Genomic DNA, 19,141 nt, shown 5'->3' with positions numbered 1-19,141 from the left:
GGCCATTACCGGCTGGTGATTTCCTCCGTAGGCCACCGTCCGCTGCAGCTGACGCTCAACGCCACGAACGGCGCGCATTCCATGGCAGACACCCTTTTTCTTTCCGCCAGCCTCCGTCAGCTTGGCGAAGTGCAGGTGGTAGCGCGCAAGCAACTCATCGAACAGAAACCGGGCATGCTCGTATACAATGCCGGCAACGATATCGGCAACAAAGGCGGCGCCGCGGCCGATGTGATCCGCAAAGCGCCGGCGCTCAACGTAGATCCGCAGGGCAACGTGTATCCGAGCGTGTTGATAACGAGGGTGTATTTGCCGGGTTTGAGGCTCCCGATGCGGAAGCGTCCGTCGTTTTGGGTGTATGCCCCGGCGTTTGTGCCCAGGATGGTCACCGCCGCATCGGACAGCGGCTCGCCGGAAGCTGATCTCACCTGGCCGGAAACGGCGGAGGTGGATTGCGCCACGGCGATCGTGGAGAAGCAGTTACATACAAATGGGATAATAAATAGTCTGATAAGCTTGAACATTTGATTCAGGTTCTTGATTCGGCTGGCAAAGTTCGGGCTGCGGTAGCCCGGTATATCAAAAAGGGAATTTATTTGATCCGACCGGGAATACTGCCGTTTTTCGGCTCCGGATCGCCCAAAGTTAGTGTCGTGCGGCAAAGCTGGTACTAATTTGAACCCGGTCGGTACAATCTTCGCTTTTTTTCCGCCCGTCGCTTTACCGTTGATCCAGTTTCGGGATTCATTTCCAAACTGCGATGCCTATATTGTGCGTTCACCCGATTTACTGAATCGATTTAGCAAACGTTATGATGATGAAAAGGCTCATGATCTGCCTTGCCGGCATGCTGATGATGCAGGCAAATGAAGGATATGGACAATCCGCCGGGAATTTTACAAAGTACGTGAACACTTTCCTCGGCACCGAACCGCTGACCGACTCCGCCATTGTAGGTTACCACCTGCCGGAAGGCTGGCGTTCCTGGGCCGGGCTCACCTTTCCCGGCAGTTCGCTGCCCAACGCCATGGTGCAGCTCAGCCCGATGACCGAATACGGCTCCGGCGCGGGATACGAATACGAGGACTCCGTCATTCTCTCATTCACCCACACCAACAAAGGCCACTGGAACCTCTGCAACATTCCCGTGCTGCCCGTTTCCGGAAGCGCCCCCGCCACGGGGTCGCGCTATTCCCACCAGCGCGAATCCGCCGAACCCGGGTTTTACCAGGTATACCTCAGCGATTACAACGTGGATGTGAAACTCACCTCCACCCTCCGCGCGGGCTTCCATCAATACGACTATCAACATCCCGCCAACCGCCGCATCCTGTTCGATCTCGCCAAATCCAACAACCGCGTGAGCGACTGGAGAATCGAGCAAACGGGCAAGAACGTGCTGCAAGGCTACCAGCAGACGGGCGAGCGTATTTATTTCTATGCCGTCCTCAATACGAACATCAAAAAACTTGACAAATCAGAAGAGGGCAAACGCTCCGGCCATGCAATGGTGTGGCTAGAAGACGGCAAGAAACCCGTGGAAATGAAAATCGGGATTTCGTTCGTGAGCGCTGAAAATGCCAAACAGAACCTGGACAAGGAAATCGGCGGCAAATCCTTCGCGGCCATCCGGGCCGCCGCCAAAGCGGAATGGGAAAAGCTGCTGTCGAAAGTGGAAGTGAAAGGCGGTACCGAAAAACAACGCAGCCTTTTCTACTCCAGCCTCTACCGCTCCTTCCTCTGGCCCGCCCTGCGCAGCGATGTGAACGGAGATTTCACCGACGCCAAACGCCAGAAAGACAATAAAGGCTTCCGGTATTACACTGAACCTTCACTCTGGGATACATATCGCAATAAAGATGTACTGCTCGGATTGCTTGCGCCTGATGTGGCGCTGGATGTGATCAGGTCGATGAAAGACGTGGGCGACAAACGCGGTTTCATCCCCACTTTCTTCCATGGCGACCACGGCGCTTCCACCATTGCGGGTGCTTATTTGCGCGGTATTAACGATTTCGATGTGAAGGGAACGTATGAAATCCTGCTGAAGAATGCGAACATGGAACCCGGCGCCCGTCCGCATGTGAAGGAATATATCGAGAAAGGGTTTATCTCCGATCCGCATATTGAAAAACCGCACGTGGAAACCAAGGCCAAAGCGGGTGTTTCCAAAACGCTGGAATACGCGTACGACGATTATTCCCTGGCGCAGCTGGCCCGCGCACTGGGCGATTCGGCCAACTATCGCACGCTTATGCAACGCTCGCAAAATTACCGCAACATGTTCGATCCTTCCACGCGGTTCATGCGCGGGCGACTGGAAAACGGCGATTGGATCACGCCCTTCGACCCGCAATATCCGTATTACGAATACATGTACCGCGAAGCGAACGCCTGGCAGGTTTCGTTTTACGCCCCGCACGATATGCCCGGGCTGATTGAATTATACGGTGGCCCGGCGGGTTTCGAATCCAAGCTGGACTCGCTGTTCACCGTTCCCTGGAACCCGAATCACATCGCGCGGAACGTGGAATCGATGATCGGTCAGTATTGCCACGGCAACCAGCCCGACCATGAGGCGCCGTTCTCATATTACTTCATCAATAAACCGGAGAAGTCGCAAAAAGTCATCGATACGATCCTGAACCACCTGTACGGCATCGGTGAGTTTGGCAATGCGCTTTGCGGGATGGATGACGCGGGGGAAATGTCGGCGTGGTATGTTTTCTGCGCGGCGGGGTTATACACATTTTCCGCCACCGATCCGGAATACCTGGCCACCGTGCCCTTATTCGACGAAGTGCGCTGGAAAGCGGAAAACGGCAAATGGCTCACGATCCGCAGGCAGGGCAAAAGCCGCGACCTGGCGGGCGTTCGGGTGAACGGGAAGTTGCAGCAGGGATGGTTTGTGCCGCATAGCCTTTTCCAGCTGGGAGGGGAAATAGTGGTCGAAACGAAATAAAAAAGTTTACAGATCCGCTTCCATAAAGATCGCGCCTTGCATGGGATTGAACCTGTAAGGCGCGATTTTTTTGAAGCCATGCGCTTCGTAGAGTTTGATGGCGGAGGTCATATTGGGCAGGGTATCCAGTTTGACATTGCGGTAGCCCAGGGCTTTGGCGGCCCCGAGGGCTTGCTGGAGCAGGGTTTCGCCTAGCCGGTGGCCGCGGAACTCCGGGAGCACGAACATCCTTTTCAGTTCGGATTCCCCTTCGGCAAATTTCCGCACCGCGATGCAACCCACTACCCGGTTGCCGTTGTAAGCCAGGATGAGTGCGCCATCCGGGGCGCCGTATTGCTCATGGATATGCTCCAGTTCCGCCTCAAAACCCTGGAATTGCAAGTCAAAATCCAGCGACCGGGCGTAAGCACGGAAAATACCACAAGCGGATTGGTATTGTTCCGGCGTAGTGGCGGTTTGGAAAGTAATGGCTGCTTGCATGGTGCTTCAAATCTACAAAATATAGTTGCTTTTGTCAACTAATTTGATGAAGGGTTTTAATGCTTTGATAATCAGTTATTTAAATTCTATTTTATCAAGAAAAATACCTCCCGGATGCAGGGGAATTTCGTACATTCAGTGAATAATTCCAGTTAAATCCCCTGTTATGCAACTCCCCATCCTGCTTGCCGCCTTTTCACTGCTCTCCGTTTTATCCGCCCGTGCGCAAGACGCAGACCACAACGCCCTCCGCAACCACAATGCCGACTGGATCCAGGCGTACCCTGAAAAAGATACCGCCACCATCCACCGCATCGTGGCCGATGATCTCGTGATGATCAACGCTGCCGGCGCGCGCATCAGCAAAAAAGACCTCATCAAAAATGTAGCGAAACCCGCCATGCCCATTACCTCCGCCATGATCGACAATGTGGAGATCACCGTGAAAGGAAATATCGGGATCGTGGTGGCCGTGGTGGAATTCACCATGACCCAAAACGGGAAAGAAACAACCGTCAAAAACAACTATATGGATGTCTACGAAAAGCGCGACGGCCGCTGGATAGCCATCGCGGCGCATGTAACCCGGCTCGACGGAAAGTGAATTTTTTCACCCTTCCATTCCCTCCCGGTATCTATTATTCACACCAAAACCACGTCTTCATGCAGCCGTACAAAAATCTCAGCGGCGTTTCCGGCGTCCGGTATTATGAAATTGACGAGCGGTATATCAATGTCCACTTTAAAGACGGTACAGCGTATCATTACAATTACATAGTGCCGGGCGTTGCGCCGGTGGAAGAAATGAAATCCCTCGCCCGGAAGGGCCTCGGGTTAAACACGTTCATCAATCAATTCGTGAAAAAGAATTACGCGGCACGCCTGAGCTGAGCTCACAAGGGCGTGTTGAGCGTTGCCATCGCTACAGACACATCACCTCCCCTTGCTGCAGACACATGCAACCGGTACGATGCCGGGTTGAAAGGTATCTCCACACGGATCACCGCGCCATTGCCCAATTTGTCCCGCCGGATGGCTTTCCCTTGCCGGTCCAGCCGCACGAGGCTCCACTCAAAAGCAATATCACCCTCAGAAGCATATTGCCAGTTCCCGTTTTCCCGGAGCAGCGCGCGGTATTCCAGCGTTTTGCCTTCCCGCGCTGCTATGGCGGGCCGCAGGATGCTGATCTCCGGCACGGACTCCTTTTCCCCGCCGCCTTTCCAGATCGCGTGCAACCGGTGCCAGTCCGGTTTCCGGCGGCCGTCGGTATCCAACAGCCCGTCGAAAGTTATGCGGTTGGTGGCTTCTTCATCTTGCCAGGAAGTAATGAAAACCCCGTTGCGCGTTGGTCCTGCCGTAGCATATAAACTTACCGGTGCGCGGCTGATAAAATACGGCGCCGTTACATCTGCCAGCTGCACGAGCCCTTCGCCGTCGGGCGGCAGTACCACGCCAAACGCAGCAACCTGCGGAATTTCATCGTACAGGTATTGCAAAAGCCCCGCTATCTGGCTGTTTGCGTCCACATCGATGGTCACCGGGCGGGAAGCATCCGCCTTCCGGATTTCCTGTACCAGCTGCCGCAGCCATTGCGTATAGGCTTTTTGCTGGTAGAGGTAACCGGGTTTCACGAAACGGTATTGCAGGAATTTGAAAGACGTGTTGGCAATACTCCAGGCTTTGATTTCGGGATGAAGCCTCAACCGCTTCACTTCCGCAACGATTTCCGCAGCCTTCTCCCGCAACATCGCCTCCCCGGCAACCGCGTCGGACACGGGCGGGAGCCAGAACCCGTAATGCAACCCCAGCGACGATTCCCGCGCAGCGGCCAGTACGTTGCGGTCGTATGCGCCGGGACCGTAGCGGCGTACGGTATTAACGCCCGTTTCCCGCATCGCATGGAAATCCTGTATCACCTCCGCGCGCGTAAGCGCATGCAGGTTGCGGAACCAGTTGCCGCCTTTCTGGTACTCCATGCCGCGCAGCGTGTCGGTCCACCGGGGGCGTACCGCAGGCGCCGGCGGCGTGATGTAGCGCAACTGCTTCAGGGGAGCGGCACCTGTTTTTTTAATTCCGCCGGTGACCCTGAAGAAATTTCCCGCGTCGGCAATCCGCCAGTCGAGCATGGGCACGCCGGCGCCGGGCGGTACATTCCGGTCGAAGGCGGAATGGAAAACCACGAAGGCCTGCACCTCCCGGCAGCTCGTGGAAATGGCGCGTGCGGCGTCCTCCATCCATTTACGCTGGTGGGCGGTCCGCAACGATCCGCCTTCCGCCACCATTACGGGGAGGCCGGAGCGGAAGATGGGTTTGCGGTGGAAGGGAGCATACAATTCCGCGAATGCGTATTCCTTTTCCGCGGCCAGCGAATCATAGTTGAGCATCGTTACGCCGATCCAATCTACGTACCTGCGGCCCGGGAAGTAGGGCTCCACAGCTTCGGGCTTCCAGGGGTTCCAGACCCACACGGCATTGTAGGCGCGTTCGGAGAGGAAAATGGCATGCACACGCCGCCAGGCGTTTTTCATTTCTTCGGGTGTATTCCCACCGGTGGCAGACCAGGGATAACCAGGATTATCGGCCTCATGCGCGAAGCGCAGGAACACCGGCCGGTTGAGCGCCTTCACCTGCCGCGCGAATTTCCTCACATAACCGTCGAACACGCCGGCCACGATCCGGGCCATGACCTTCCTTTCGCGGCTGAGCTCGGGATCGTTGGCGGAAAAAGTAAACCCCGAAGCCCAGGGCTCCCAGGTGATCATGGGCGACGAGCCGTTTCTGTATATCGCTTCCGCCAGTTGCAGCGGCACTTCCGACCGGGGCCCGTCACCCCAGGGAATGTACACCGAAACGATATCCGCATGTACGGCAAAGCGCCGCTGAAAATCTTCCCACCCTGCTTTCTCCGTAATGCCGCCCGGTTCCGAAGGCTGGAAAACACCGGTATAAAAAACTTCCTCCCGCTGTTCTCCCAACCCTCCGGAAACATTGCCACGGCGCATGCTGCTGAACAAATACAGCGTCGAAATGGCCATCAGCAACATGATCGGGAAAGCGAACTGCCGCAGCCCGGCGTAAATGCCGTGCCGGAAGTTCCAGAAATATTGTTTCAGCATTCTGTAATACGAAAAACTATTGCGCAGCACCCTGAACCGCGCCCGTACCTCCTGCACGTCTTTCTGCCGGCTGATGGCGATATTGAACACCATCACCGCGAAGTTAATCCCCGCGATGCCCGCCATGATCCAGGTGTAAGGGTTCCAGTCGATGTACAAGCCAAACACGATCGCCGCAAGCGAACACGCTGCCACCACGATATTCGGCAGGTTGAGCAGCCAGTTGTCTTTTTCACGATCGTCTTTCGGCGTGGGGATGTAGGGTACTTTCTTCCGGATGACCGTATACACCAATCCCAGGATGTGCACCCACCACGTCCCGATCAGCAGGAAGCCCCCCAGCACATGATTCCCCCTTTCCCCCGGCCCATTACCCATTGCTGCACAAAATGCCGGATAGCCAGGATACTCACCAGGAAAGGCAATCCCGCCAATCCAAATAAGACGAGATCCATCTTAAACGGAATAATCCCCATCGAAAGCGATACCACCGGCACGATGAAGTTCAACAGGAAAATCAGGCCGGATAAATAATGCAGCGGAGCCGTGCCGTAATGGAAGCGTTGCGCCCAGGTGAAGTTTTTAAACAGTTTCGGATAGGTGACGAACAACAATTCCAGGCAGCCGCGCGACCACTTCAGTTGTTGCTTGTAATAGGCAGAAAGTGTCGAAGGCACCCTTCCTTCCGTGAGCACCGCGGGCAGGTAAGCGGACTTCCAGCCTTTGGCGTGCAGCTGCATCGCAGTGTGCATATCTTCCGCCAGTCCCGCCGCATGCCCACCGATGGCGTCCAGCGCGCTGCGTCTGAACGTGCAGTTGGCCCCGATGGCGGGCACGGTTCCATAGCGGTTCATGGTCATCATCATCGGCCCGTAGAAATGGAATGTTTGCTGCGCCGCGCCTTTGGCGATCAGGCTGTCGCCCAGGTTGTAATACGCCTGCACAATCTGTACATAACCAATTTTTTCGTCGTTGAAGAAAGGAATGATGGGGTCGAGGAGATTCGGCGCCGGTATATGATCCGGGTCGAGCACCACGCAAAGTTCTCCGGTGGCGTATTGCAGTGCGTTATTGATGTTACCTGCCTTGGCGTTGGTGCGGTGGTTGCGCGTTATGTGCCGCACGCCGAGTTTACGGCAGATTTCTTTCAGGTAGGGGTCACCGGCTTCATCGCAGAGCCAGGAGGTATGCGGGTAGGTGACGGCCTGCATGGCTTCGAGGGTTTCCACGATCATTTCGTAAGGCTCCCCCGGACAGAAGGTCGTCAGGATATCGACGGTGAACCGCTTATTCCCGGATTTAGGTGTGGGAATGGAGATGAACAGGTAATGATACCATTCGTGCAGCACCCGCAGGCAGGAGAATACCGTAGCGCTCACCAGCATCCAGTACAACACAGGATGCCCGATGTGAAGGGGGTTGAGCAGGCAAAACAGGAAAAAGCAGAGTCCCAGCGTACCGATGGCGATCATCAGGCGCAGCGAGAGCATATCGCTCCGGGTGGGTTGTGGCGCTTGTTTCAAATCCCCCATCGGTTATTCAACAACATAAAATGGCGTGTTGGCGTTGGCGATGTTTCCGTTCCGGGCATTGACTTCCACAAAAATCCGGTACGGACCTCCCCGCCGCGGCACCGCGAAAGCCAGCTCCAGCCCGTCTACCGCACGGATAACCGTATCCAGCAGGGGCTGCGGACGATTCCTCCGCCCGGGATATTGGTACCAGTCTTCCTGCGCCACGCGCCACCGCAAGGTTTCGATGAGCGCAGTGTTGCTGGTATCCAGGAGCAGCGAGGCCGTATACTGCGCGCCGGACGCAAGTAAAATATTATCGCGGGCGCCTTTGCCGCCAAGCAGCATGTAATTCACTTTGGGCCAGGCGTCGTTGTGCGTGGGCTTTCCCCATACTTCGCGGAGCGCGGCTACTGATTCGGTAGGCTGCCCGGATTCTGAGAACAGGCTGAACCAGGTGCCGGTGGCTTCCTGGCGGTGGCCCCAGTAGAAAGCGAGGGCGCCGAGGCAGCGGGGGTTGTGAAGGGGAAGATCAGCGGCGTGCATCTTCCGCAACTGTTCGGCCTTCTTGCTACTTGTATTTTCGACGGGCGCCTGCCAGGCTGTGATGTCGGATTCCCAGGGCCCGAGAGTACCCCATTCCGCCACGAGGAAAGGCCCGTCCCAAATACGGGAAAACCGCTCCAGCCGGGCGCTCAGCTTGTTCAGCTGCCCGAATGTATTGAAAGAAATCAGGTCGAGGCCGGGCACTTTTTGACGCGTCATCCAGATCTGGACAATATTGAAATTGGGAATGGTGGTGGTGACGGGGTGTTCCGGATCGAGCTGGTGTATTGTGGCGAGCAGGCGGTTGAAGGTGGAATAAAACCCCTTGTGCCCGGGCTTCCACGTCATCACCGGCTCGTTCCCCAGGCACCACATGAGTAGCGCGGGATGATGCCGGTACCGCAGTACCGCGCTGCGGATGCTTTCCAATAAAGCATCCGTCTTCTTTCCATTACGGTAAAAGAATTTTTCATACGCGCTCGAAGGCACCGGCAACCCTGCGATCACCGCGATGCCGAGGCGCTGCGCTTCGTCGAGGAAGGCCGCGAGGCCGATGGTGTCGTAAGTTCTCACAGTATTTCCGCCGGATGCGGCGAGGAAGGCGAGGTCCCCCGGCCGGAGGCGCCTTGCACAAAAAACGGTTTGCCGTTGCGGATGAGCGTGTACTTCCCGCCGTCTTTCCGGATATGCACCTTGCCCCGGTGGCGCAAAGGTTCCGCCACTATGCCGCCGTTCAGCAATGGCACCGCCCAGGCCGCTACTGCCGTCAAAGCCACGAAGGCCCCTATCCATGTCAAAATTCTCCGCAGCTGCATATCGGTTTTTGCAACCGGGAAATTAGCGCATTGGCACGCCTCAAAAGACTACTCATTACAGTAGTGTGGCAGGCTCCCCTGCGCCGGTGCCTTACTCGTTTGAATACGGAGCCCCGGAAATGAGAGAGACGGCCCGGGGGCCGTCTCTCTGCGCGTTACACTTTGTAGTATTGTTCCCAACCTTTGCGCGGGGGCGGGCCCACGAGCAGCTGGTTGGCTTTTTTGTCGTTGGTGATAATCTTTTTCTCGCGGTCGAACTCGATCTTGCGGCCAGTCCATTGCGCGAGCACACCTAGGCAGAACACCTGGCTGAGCGGCCCGGCGATATCGAAAGAAGAACGCGCTTTTTCCTGGCCTTTGCACGCCAGCAGGAAGTTGGCGTAGTGGTTGGAAGGCGTCTTCTGCACTTCGGGGAGCTTGCCCGCCATGGCTTTGGCTTTCTCTTCGGGGATGATGGAGAGCGTGGAAGCGTGGGAGCCGCCTTTGAAGGTGAGGTCTTTGCTGTAGATGATCTTGCCCGGGTTCAGTTTCGCGGGTTTGATGGCGCCGGTGCTCGGCGGCGGGATGTTCGGATCGAGGCCGGAAACACCGTAGCCGGCCGGGATCGGGGGCAGGTTATCAACGCCGTCGTACCACATTATTTCCACCGCGGGCATTTGCCGGCGCTCGGGGAATTTAAAGGAAAGGGTCGTTGAAGTCGGGTAGAAGAAATTATTATGCCCGGTGAGCTTCACGGGGTTTACTTCCGTGGGCAGGCCCAGGTCGAGGAACTGATGCGCGGTGTCGAGGATGTGCGCGCCCCAGTCGCCGAGGGCGCCCATACCAAAGTCGAACCAGCAACGCCATTGGCCGTTGACGAAGTCCTTATTATATTCATGTCCTTTGGTCTGCATCTGCCAAACATCCCAGTCGAGGGTGTCGGGTTTGGGTTCCGCTTTCGGGAAGGATTTGATATTCGTATCCCACCCGTGCCAGCGGCGGGGCGAGTTCATGTGCGCGGTGATGTTGGTCACGTCTTTGATGATGCCCGCTTCCGTCCAGGCTTTGAACTGGAAGTAATTGGCTTCGGAGTGGCCCTGGTTGCCCATTTGGGTAACAACTTTCGGGTTTTTCGCGGCAGCTTTCATCATCAGTTCCACTTCCTGGAAAGTACGCGCCATCGGTTTTTCCACATATACGTGGATGCCGAGACCGATAGCCATCATGGTGATGGGGAAATGCGCGAAGTCGGGGACGCCGACAGACACCGCATCGATTTGCTTGCCCATCTTGTCGAACATCTTACGGAAATCCTGGAATCTGGGAACGTCCGGGAACATTTTCATAATTTCCAGGGTATGGGGAGCGCCCATATCCACGTCGCAAAGTGCTACGATGTTGCAGAGGCCTGTTTTATACAATTCACGGATGATTTCACCGCCGCGGTTACCGATTCCGATCACCGCCAGGTTCACTTTTTCGTTGGCCCCGATCTTCCGGGGGGCTGCCATGCCGCGGGCCATCAAAAAACCGGGCGTGGCAAGTGCTGCAGAGGCCAGCATGGCCTGTTGGAGGAACCTCCTCCGGGAATAGTCGTTGTTCATCATATCAGAATTTCATTCGATTGCAAAAACAAGATACAGAAATAAAATCCAGTATTCGCACAGTTTTTGCATGAAAGGAGAAAAAATTACACGGGCGCGGGGGAATGCGTCCTTCACTGACCGAAAAACCGTACAAAAATGAAAGCCATATCTGCAGTTTTGTTTTTTCTCAGCCAGCATCCGGCCTGGTCTTTCTTTATCATTCTCGCCATCTTCGCCGGCATCGCCGTGCTTACCCGCCGTTTGTGGCTCCTCGTTCCGGGATTCCTTTTGGCGATGGCCAATATCTTCACGGCTTCCATGCTGAACGCCTGGTTCCTCCAGGCCTGGGGCACTCCGGGAACCGCCGTCGTGATCCAGGCCACGCAAACCAATTCCACGCTCAACGATCAATATATCTTCGAATACGCGGTGATTGCCAAAGCGCAGGGGAAAGATGTGAAAACCTCCTTCACCAGCATGTCGGCACCTATCTGGCCCATCCGGAATGAAGTGCTCATCCCTCCGGCCGGACAAGTCTTTGTTACGCGCTACGTTCCTGGTTACGAAGAAAACATCGTGATCATGGCCGACGAATCTACTTTCGGCAAGATGCGCATCATTGCCGCCAACCGCGAGCTGGTAGACAAGGCCCGCAACCAGCTATCTGCCAGTCCTGCCAACGAATCCTTCCGGGAAGAGTATCGCCAGGCGCTCCACACTTTTCTTTCGAACCCGGCCAACCGCCTCGATTCGGTGAGCAACCGGCAGTTCCGCGATGCGCTCACGCAGCTGGAAGCGGTGACTCCGGCGCCGTAAATGAGATGTAAGCGACGTTAACCCGCCGTTTCGCGGAGGATGCCGAGGAGCTGCGGCGTTACGGATCCGAAAATGGAAGCGCCGGCCGCGCCGTTGTCGAGCGCGAGGCGGATGGCTTTGCGGATATCGTCGTGATTGCCGTTGAAATCCGGCAGGTAGAGGCCGGCGTATAGCGGGAATTTCCCGTTCAGGGCGTTCACCCCTTCCGCCACCGCGTCGCCGATCCATTGCACACCTTCGCGGTAGAAACCGTGATAGATCATGGGACACACGGCGTCGAGGGGCCAGTTTACCCAATCCTGCCGCACAATCCGCTTCGCGATCTCCGGCGTGGGAAATACCGCCGCCGTAATGGGTTTCTTTTTCGCGTGGGCCACCTCCGATAAATTGCGGACGATGTGCGTGATACTGTCGTACCGGAACTTGCGCCAGGAAGGGCTTTGATCGGGATGCTCCATTTCCAGCGGATCTTTCCCGTAAATACCGGCATACTTATCGCGGCAGGTTTTGCAGTAGCAGAAGTCGTACTCCGGCAATTCCTTCGACTGATCAATTTTATAGTTATCCCACAAATTCACGGGCAGGATCACGTCCACGAAGCGGACATAATCGAGATGCAGCCCGTCGATATAATCCTTCGCCACCTGTTCTTCCGCTTTGGATTTCAGGTACTGCAAGGTGCCGGGCTGGTTCGGGCAGAGAAAGCGGTAATACCCCACATACGGCGGTTTGGTAGCGCAGGATTCGCCTTTCCGGTTCACGGAAAACAGTTCGGGATGCTGTTCGCGGAGCTCCTTTTCGTTGCGGTTCATCGTCCAGAACCAGCGGTGCGCTTCTATGCCGGCGGCTTTGGCGGCGCGGAAGTGGCGCTCGCTGTCTTCCTCGAAATAAATCACCCCGATACCCGCGGCACGGTAATCCGCGTAACGTTTCTTCAGTTCGGCGTCGGTATCTTTGGCGCTGGGGTTGATCCAGATACGGTGGCGCACCGGCCCGGCGATCTTTTTAGCTTCCCCCTGCATGCCAGCCATGGCCAGCGACGGTGTTGCGAGCGCGAGGCTTCCCAGCCCGAGCGACTTCAGAAAATGACGTTTATTCATATCGGATGATTTTTCCTTCGTGATCGATGATGATAGTTCTGCTGCCCTGCCGGATGACAGCGGAGAACTGCCGCCCGGTGGCTTCCATATTAAAATCAAATGAATGCTTATCCAGTTTCAGCGCGGTCAAATCCGCTGTGTATTTGCCGTTGGCGCGGCGGTATTGATGTTGGCGGTAATACAATTCCCAAAGGAACTTTTCCGCTTCCACGTATTCCGGTGTTTTGTACGCAACCCGCTCCCCCGCCGGCTGCGCCGAGAATTGCAGGAAGCCCCAGCGCTCGGGGGCGTGCATGTCTACTATCCCCTGCGGCGACCATACCCAATTGTACTCCGGCGTTTTCGGGCGTTTGCGGTAGGCATTTCCTTCGATCTCATACTGCCACTGCACCCGCGAGAAATTCACGCGCCAGGTGTCGCCGTTGCGGGGAATGGAACGGGTATGATAAGCGGCGAGCGCGCGGAAAGGGATCGCCATTTCCACCGTCCAGGAAGTATCCTTGTCGCGGGGGTTATTCAGCGTTCCTTTCACATGCACCGCAGTTTGCAGTCCTTTCACATCCCACGACAGCATGGCCTTTCCGCCCGCACGGTAAGCGCGCGGCATGAACAGGTCCATCACCGTGTTATGGGCGTTCACTTCTATCTCGAAATATTCCCGCGAGTTGCCCGGCGGGTCGAGGAACATTTCGAAATCATTGTCGTAATAAATAATAGTATCGGCCTGCCGGAGTGTCGCCCAAACGTGCGGTTCCTTCAGTTCGGCGAAAACGTATAGTTTTTCATCATCCCATAACATTTTCACCCGCGTACGGAACAACGGCGCGGGCTTCTTCGCGCCTTCGATGTCGGTGAAATCATCCGTCCATTCCGCCTGTTGCCAGGCATTCTCGGTATCGCGGCCGTCGATCACAAGCGGCATGGTAGCACGCTGGCAAACATAATGGCGGGGTGTATCGGTGAATACGCGCGACTGCTCCGTGAAGCTTTGGCCGCGCAACAACAGGGGCGCCATCGCCAGGGCGGCCGCCATCCACATGAAATATTGTTGGAAACGCTGCATTGGACTAAATATAGGAAATGCGGCCCGATGTCAACTTATCGTGCGGACATACGGCTGTTTTCATGTACCGGCGGCATAAAAAAACCCGCCGGTTCCGGCGGGCTTACATGTAACAAAGAGTAGCAACTAACGGGGTTTATCAATAATTCGGATTCTGGTCAAGGTGCTTGTTCACATCCAGCTCTTTTTGCGGAACGGGCCACACATAATTCTTCGAAGCGTCGAAAAGACGGTTTTCCACTTCCACATGATCGCCGGTGAGTGTGAGTTTGCCCGTTACAGGGTCCACCGAGCCGGTGCGCATCCCGAACAGTTTGCCGTTGCGCACAGCGGGCCCGATCTCCCAGCGTTTAATGTCGTTCCAGCGAAGGCCTTCCAGCGCCAGTTCCACCCTTCTTTCGCGGCGTACCAGTTCGCGCATTTTCACCTGGCCGGTATACACGGTGCGGTCGGTAACGGGCATCTTCGCGCGTTTGCGCACTTCGTCGATCGCGTCATATACCGTGTTGTCGATCGTACCTTTCTCGATCATCGCTTCGGCGTAGGTAAGCAGCACTTCGGGGTAACGGATCACGATGGCGTTGAGGCCGGTGTTCCAGATATTGGCGTAATCGCTGAAATCGGAGGTCCACTTTTTATAGAGGTAGCCGGTTTTGGAGTTGTTGTCGCCCAGGTAATAATCTTCGGATTCCGGGTCCAGCGGATCGTAAATCCTGCCGTTGTAGCGCTGGCCGGGGGTAACGATGCTGGCCTGCAGGCGCGGGTCGCGGTTGGTGTACGGATCGTCGGGGTTATAACCGGAAGCAGGATCGGTGATCGGTTTGCCATTTGCCATTTCATAAGCGTCTACCAGCGCCTGCGAAGGCACTACGGAACCCCATCCACCATAACCGCGCGAAGGCATGATGCCCAGCCATTCGTTGGGCACGATGTTTTCCATGTACTGCACGTCGAGGATTACTTCGGTATTATTTTCAAATTTGATGCGGAAAACATTGGCGTAGCTGGTGTCGAGCTTGTAGCCGAGTTGCATCACGGCGCGGCTGTCGGTGATGGCGTCGTCCCATTTCTTCATGTAAAGATTGAGACGGGCGCGCAGTGCGAGGGCGGCGCCACGGGTGATGCGGCCGACATCGCTGCCGGAATACGACACGTCGAGCTGGGGCGCGATGGCCGCCAGTTCATCCAGGATAAACTGGCGCACCTCCGCGATGGGGGTTTGTTTGATTGTGTTCGCTTCCGCCATGGTAACCGTTTTTGTTACCAGCGGAACGTTGCCGTATAGCTGTGTCAAAGTGAAATACTGATACGCGCGCAGAAATCGGGCTTCCGCTTTCATACGATCCTTCTTCGCCGCGTCGGCTTCCGCCTTGTCCGCATTCTCGAGGAAGGTGTTGCACTTCTGGATGGTGGTGTAGTTCCAACGGTTGGCGGCATCCACATCGGAAGCCGTCACCGTACCGTTGCCGATGCTGGTGTAACCTTCCCAGGGCCATTGGTTGTACCCGTTGTCAGTCGCACAATCCATGTACATGATGTTATAGATATCTTCCCACCCTTTGTAGCAGCCGTTCAGAGCGGCAAGGAGGTCGTTTTCGTTCCTCCAGATGTTTTCGTCGTTATATGCATCCAGCGGTTCCCGGTCGAGGAAGTCTTTGGTACAAGCCGAGAAGATGCTGCCCACCGCGATCGCTGTTAATATGAATAAGCTCTTTTTCATGTTCAGTTTTTTTAAGTGATGCCAACCTTAGAATGTCACGTTCAGGCCCAATGTGTTGATTTTGACCTGCGGGTAGTAGTAAATCGAACTGGTGCTCGGCGCTTCCGGATCGATCCATTTGTACAGCCCGCTGAACGTAAGCAGATTCTGGCCGCTGTAGAAAAGGCGCGCGCGTTTGATCCCTACCCGGTCCAGCCACGCTTTCGGTAAAGTATACCCTACCTGCAGGTTCTTGAGGCGCAGGTACGAAGCGTCGTCGACCCAGAAGGACGAAGGCATGCTGGCCTGGTCGTTCATCTTCCAGGTATACAGCGCGCGGGGCAGCGATGCGTCGCGGTTCTCAGGCGTCCAGCTGTCGAGCATGCCGGAAGTGGGCTTGCCTGCGGAAGTGCTGATCTGGCCGATCTTGCCCTGGTCGATGTAGGTTTTAACACCGGCCGCGCCCTGCACGAAAATTGTGAGATCGATATTCTTCCAGGAACCGTTCATGGTAAGGCCATACGTCATCTTCGGATAATAATTGCCGATGTAAGTCTTGTCTTTGGTATTGATCTCCCCGTCGCCGTTGAGGTCTTTGTATTTGATATCACCCGGCGCAGTGTTCACCGCCTGTTTCGCATGTGCGGCGATTTCTTCCTTCGACTGGAAAAGCCCTTCCGCGATATAACCCCACAGTGCGTTGATAGGCAACCCTTCCTGGCGGATGGTATAGCCGTCGGGACCCGGAGAAATGAACTTCTCGATATTATTTTTGATGAACGAAGCATTGGCATTTACGCTGTAGGAGAAATCGCCTTTGCTATCGTTATACCCTGCCGTGAATTCCCAGCCTTTGTTGCTCACGATTCCGGCGTTCTGGGTAGGCGGCTCCAGACCGTATACCGCGCCCACGGGCACTTCGATGAGGATGTCGCGGGTGCGCTTGTTGAACCAGTCTGCCGTCAGCGTTACCTTGCCGCCAAAGAGAGACGCGTCCAGGCCGAAGTTCGTCTCAGCCGTGGTTTCCCAGAGGATGTCTGCGTTGTAACCGTTCACCATGGCCAAACCTGGCGCAACGATGGGGCTCAGGCCGCCGAAGGTGTAGTTCTGGTTGGTGTAATACATCGGCAGGTAACGATAGTAGGGCGAAGACGGGAAGTCCGCATCGTCGCTCATCGTCTGGTTGCCCAGCTCACCCCAGGAAGCGCGCAGCTTCAGGGCGCTCACTACTTCTTTCAGCGGAATAAAGAACTGCTCACGGTCGATGTTCCAGCCTGCGGAGAACGAAGGGAATGTTCCCCAGCGGTTCTTCGGGCTGAAGCGGCTCGAACCGTCGCGGCGGATATTGGCTTCGAGCAGATATTTGCCGTCGTAATCGTAATTGATACGGCCGAAGAATGATTGCAGCGCGCCTTCATAAGCATACCCCTTGCCGGTTTGGCCATCGGGGGAACCGAGGTTCACCTGGTCGAGCACGTTGTTGAGGAGATTCTTGCGGAACCCTTCGTTCCAGGTGTACTTGGTATATTCCTGGAAATACCCGGCGAGGGCTTTCAGGTTATGCTTGCCGAAGGAAGTGCCATATTCCAGCAGGTCCTGGTGCGTGATGACCATATTAGTCGTTTGCCCGTCAGTGACGCTGGTGGGGCCCTGGTACATGCCCTTGGAACCGCTGGCGGTGTAATACTGGATCTCGGAAACGAATGCCTTCGTTTGCCCGAAACGCTGGGTAATGGCCAAAGACGGACGGAAGTGCAATCCTTTTACGATCTCCAGGTCTGCGCCCACGTTACCTAACAAATCACTGTAATCCTCGTTCCGGAGGCTCGGGGATTCCAGCCAGGCGGCCGGACTGCCGTCGCCGATGTAGCCGTATTTGCCGTTGGCATGTTTATAAGGAACAATGGGTGAAATGCGGTTGAACTGGCGCACGATCTGCGTATACGCGGGAACGCCGGAGTAGCTCGATTGCGGTTCTTTCATGCGGCTCAGCGTGTAAGCCAGGTTCCCGTTGAGCGTCAGGCGGCTGTTGATTTGCTGCGAAATATTGAAACGGGTGGTATAACGTTTGGAATTGGTCTTTTCCATCAAGCCGTCCTGGTCGAACATACCGAGCGAGAAAGCGTACTGGCTTTTATCAGTGCCGCCGCTTACGCCGAGGTAATAATTCTGCTGGAGGCCGCTGCCCTGGTAGGCGATATCGAGCCAGTCGGTGTTCGGATATTTATAAGGATCGGATCCGTCGCGGAACTTGTTGATTTCTTCCTGAGAGTAACGGGGCTGGCCGCCTTCGTTCACGAGTGCCTGATTATACAGGGAAGCCGCCTGCCAGGAGGGCAGGAAGTCGGGGAGCGCGGTGGCGCTTTGCTTGCCGATGTAGGAATTAAACACGACCTGGGGAACACCTTTTTTGCCTTTCTTGGTGGTGATGAGTACCACGCCGTTGGCGGCGCGGGAGCCGTAAATGGCCGCGGAAGCCGCGTCTTTCAATACGGAAATAGTTTCGATATCGTCAGGGTTAACATTGTTCATGGATGAAATCACACCATCCACCACCACCATGGCGTTGGCGTTGTTCATGGTACCGATGCCGCGCACGCGGATGATGCCGCCATCTTTACCGGGCTGGCCGCTGCTGGCTGCCGTTACCGCTACGCCGGCCATCGTACCTTGCAGCGCGTTGGCGACGCTGGTCACGGGGCGGTCTGCGAGTTGCTTGGAGCTGACGGAAGCTACCGAACCGGTGAGGTTTACTTTCTTCTGCGTTCCATAACCTACCACCACAACGGCTTCCAGGTCGGATTGTTTTACTTTGAGGAGTACGTTCATGTTTTCGGCCACGGGCATTTCTGTGGATTCGAAACCCATGAGCGAGATCACGAGCACTTGTCCGGATTCGGCATCCAGCAGGAAGTTCCCTTCCCCGTCGGATACCGTTCCACGTTGCGTGCCCTTGATCTGCACGCTGGCGCCGGGGAGCGGCTGGCCTTTTTCGTCGGCGATCTTCCCTTTCACCTTTACCGGCGGCGGTGCGTCGGGCAGGTCGAAGCGGGGGATCGCAGGCATTTTCTCCTTCACGATCACCATATCGTCGAGCAGGGTGTACACCAGCGGCTGATTCCGGAAACAAGCTTCCAGCACCTCGCGGATGTGGCTGTTTTTAACGGCAAGCGTAACCGGCGCGGCTTTCTCGAGCTGTTTGGCGGTGTACACGAATGAATAACCGGTCTGACGCTTGATTTCCCGGAACACCTTTTCCAGGGGAGCGTTTTTCTCGGATATGGTTACCTGCTGGCTGAGCGTTTTGGCGCTCACGCACATGCAGGCCGACAATAAGAGCAGAGCGGTGAGTTTCATTATCCGCATTTTTTTGTTAATACCTTCCGGCAAGAAGGCGCAAAGGAGCTTTAAATGCATAGATTTGCATAGTTTGAGTGATTCAATAAACTTTCTATCAGAGTGGACTGT

At 55.8% G+C, this 19,141-nt stretch carries 15 protein-coding genes; 4 read left to right on the top strand and 11 right to left on the bottom strand.

Features of this window, described 5'->3' with window-relative positions; all coding sequences use genetic code 11:
* Window positions 1-116 precede the first annotated feature (116 nt).
* The gene (locus tag WJU16_RS26140; protein WP_404980205.1) at window positions 117-524 is read right to left on the bottom strand and encodes a carboxypeptidase regulatory-like domain-containing protein; all 408 of its coding nucleotides are present in this window, start codon (window positions 522-524) and stop codon (window positions 117-119) included.
* A gap of 287 nt (window positions 525-811) precedes the next feature.
* Here WJU16_RS26140 and WJU16_RS16645 point away from each other — a divergent pair, with 287 nt between their 5' ends.
* Complete coding sequence (locus WJU16_RS16645) at window positions 812-2,962, top strand: GH92 family glycosyl hydrolase (protein ID WP_341834609.1); 2,151 nt, start codon at window positions 812-814, stop codon at window positions 2,960-2,962.
* A gap of 6 nt (window positions 2,963-2,968) precedes the next feature.
* Here the strand turns inward: WJU16_RS16645 and WJU16_RS16640 are convergent, their stop codons facing one another.
* Window positions 2,969-3,442: a GNAT family N-acetyltransferase gene (locus tag WJU16_RS16640; RefSeq protein ID WP_341834608.1), complete on the bottom strand. Its 474-nt coding sequence runs from the start codon at window positions 3,440-3,442 to the stop codon at window positions 2,969-2,971.
* Window positions 3,443-3,608: 166 nt separating this feature from the next.
* Between WJU16_RS16640 and WJU16_RS16635 the strand changes: the two genes are divergently transcribed.
* Both WJU16_RS16635 and WJU16_RS16630 read left to right on the top strand, forming a co-directional pair.
* Window positions 3,609-4,046 (top strand): nuclear transport factor 2 family protein, encoded by a 438-nt coding sequence (locus tag WJU16_RS16635; RefSeq protein WP_341834607.1) that lies wholly within the window; start codon window positions 3,609-3,611, stop codon window positions 4,044-4,046.
* 59 nt (window positions 4,047-4,105) lie between these two features.
* A complete protein-coding gene (locus WJU16_RS16630; RefSeq protein WP_341834606.1) occupies window positions 4,106-4,333 on the top strand; it encodes a hypothetical protein in 228 nt (75 codons plus the stop codon).
* Between the two features lie 2 nt (window positions 4,334-4,335).
* On the opposite strand, the gene WJU16_RS16625 is transcribed toward WJU16_RS16630, so the two are convergent.
* The 5 genes from WJU16_RS16625 to WJU16_RS16605 all read right to left on the bottom strand — a co-directional run bounded on the left by WJU16_RS16625 (window position 4,336) and on the right by WJU16_RS16605 (window position 11,016).
* Window positions 4,336-6,903: a glycosyl hydrolase gene (locus WJU16_RS16625; protein ID WP_341834605.1), complete on the bottom strand. Its 2,568-nt coding sequence runs from the start codon at window positions 6,901-6,903 to the stop codon at window positions 4,336-4,338.
* Window positions 6,882-8,081 (bottom strand): glycosyltransferase family 2 protein, encoded by a 1,200-nt coding sequence (locus WJU16_RS16620; RefSeq protein ID WP_341834604.1) that lies wholly within the window; start codon window positions 8,079-8,081, stop codon window positions 6,882-6,884. Before WJU16_RS16620 ends, WJU16_RS16625 begins: the two co-directional genes overlap by 22 nt.
* A gap of 12 nt (window positions 8,082-8,093) precedes the next feature.
* Entirely contained in the window at window positions 8,094-9,188 is a 1,095-nt protein-coding gene (locus tag WJU16_RS16615) for a glycoside hydrolase family 2 TIM barrel-domain containing protein (protein WP_341834603.1), read from the bottom strand.
* On the bottom strand, window positions 9,185-9,430 hold the full coding sequence (locus WJU16_RS16610; protein WP_341834602.1) for a hypothetical protein: 246 nt from the start codon (window positions 9,428-9,430) through the stop codon (window positions 9,185-9,187). Before WJU16_RS16610 ends, WJU16_RS16615 begins: the two co-directional genes overlap by 4 nt.
* Before the next feature lie 155 nt (window positions 9,431-9,585).
* On the bottom strand, window positions 9,586-11,016 hold the full coding sequence (locus WJU16_RS16605) for a Gfo/Idh/MocA family oxidoreductase (RefSeq protein WP_341834601.1): 1,431 nt from the start codon (window positions 11,014-11,016) through the stop codon (window positions 9,586-9,588).
* 135 nt (window positions 11,017-11,151) lie between these two features.
* Between WJU16_RS16605 and WJU16_RS16600 the strand changes: the two genes are divergently transcribed.
* Entirely contained in the window at window positions 11,152-11,811 is a 660-nt protein-coding gene (locus WJU16_RS16600) for a hypothetical protein (RefSeq protein WP_341834600.1), read from the top strand.
* A 17-nt stretch (window positions 11,812-11,828) separates the two neighbouring features.
* Here the strand turns inward: WJU16_RS16600 and WJU16_RS16595 are convergent, their stop codons facing one another.
* The 4 genes from WJU16_RS16595 to WJU16_RS16580 all read right to left on the bottom strand — a co-directional run bounded on the left by WJU16_RS16595 (window position 11,829) and on the right by WJU16_RS16580 (window position 19,030).
* A complete protein-coding gene (locus WJU16_RS16595) occupies window positions 11,829-12,911 on the bottom strand; it encodes a family 10 glycosylhydrolase (RefSeq protein WP_341834599.1) in 1,083 nt (360 codons plus the stop codon).
* On the bottom strand, window positions 12,904-13,974 hold the full coding sequence (locus WJU16_RS16590; protein WP_341834598.1) for a carbohydrate-binding family 9-like protein: 1,071 nt from the start codon (window positions 13,972-13,974) through the stop codon (window positions 12,904-12,906). Before WJU16_RS16590 ends, WJU16_RS16595 begins: the two co-directional genes overlap by 8 nt.
* A gap of 139 nt (window positions 13,975-14,113) precedes the next feature.
* Window positions 14,114-15,694, bottom strand: a complete 1,581-nt coding sequence (locus WJU16_RS16585) for a RagB/SusD family nutrient uptake outer membrane protein (protein ID WP_341834597.1) — start codon at window positions 15,692-15,694, stop codon at window positions 14,114-14,116.
* A 27-nt stretch (window positions 15,695-15,721) separates the two neighbouring features.
* A complete protein-coding gene (locus tag WJU16_RS16580; RefSeq protein WP_341834596.1) occupies window positions 15,722-19,030 on the bottom strand; it encodes a TonB-dependent receptor in 3,309 nt (1,102 codons plus the stop codon).
* Window positions 19,031-19,141 lie beyond the last annotated feature (111 nt).

The sequence above is a fragment of the Chitinophaga pollutisoli genome (genome assembly GCF_038396755.1).
Lineage (GTDB): Bacteria > Bacteroidota > Bacteroidia > Chitinophagales > Chitinophagaceae > Chitinophaga > Chitinophaga pollutisoli.
Note: the sequence above shows the minus strand (reverse complement) of the source record. Positions and strands in the feature narration are given on the sequence as shown.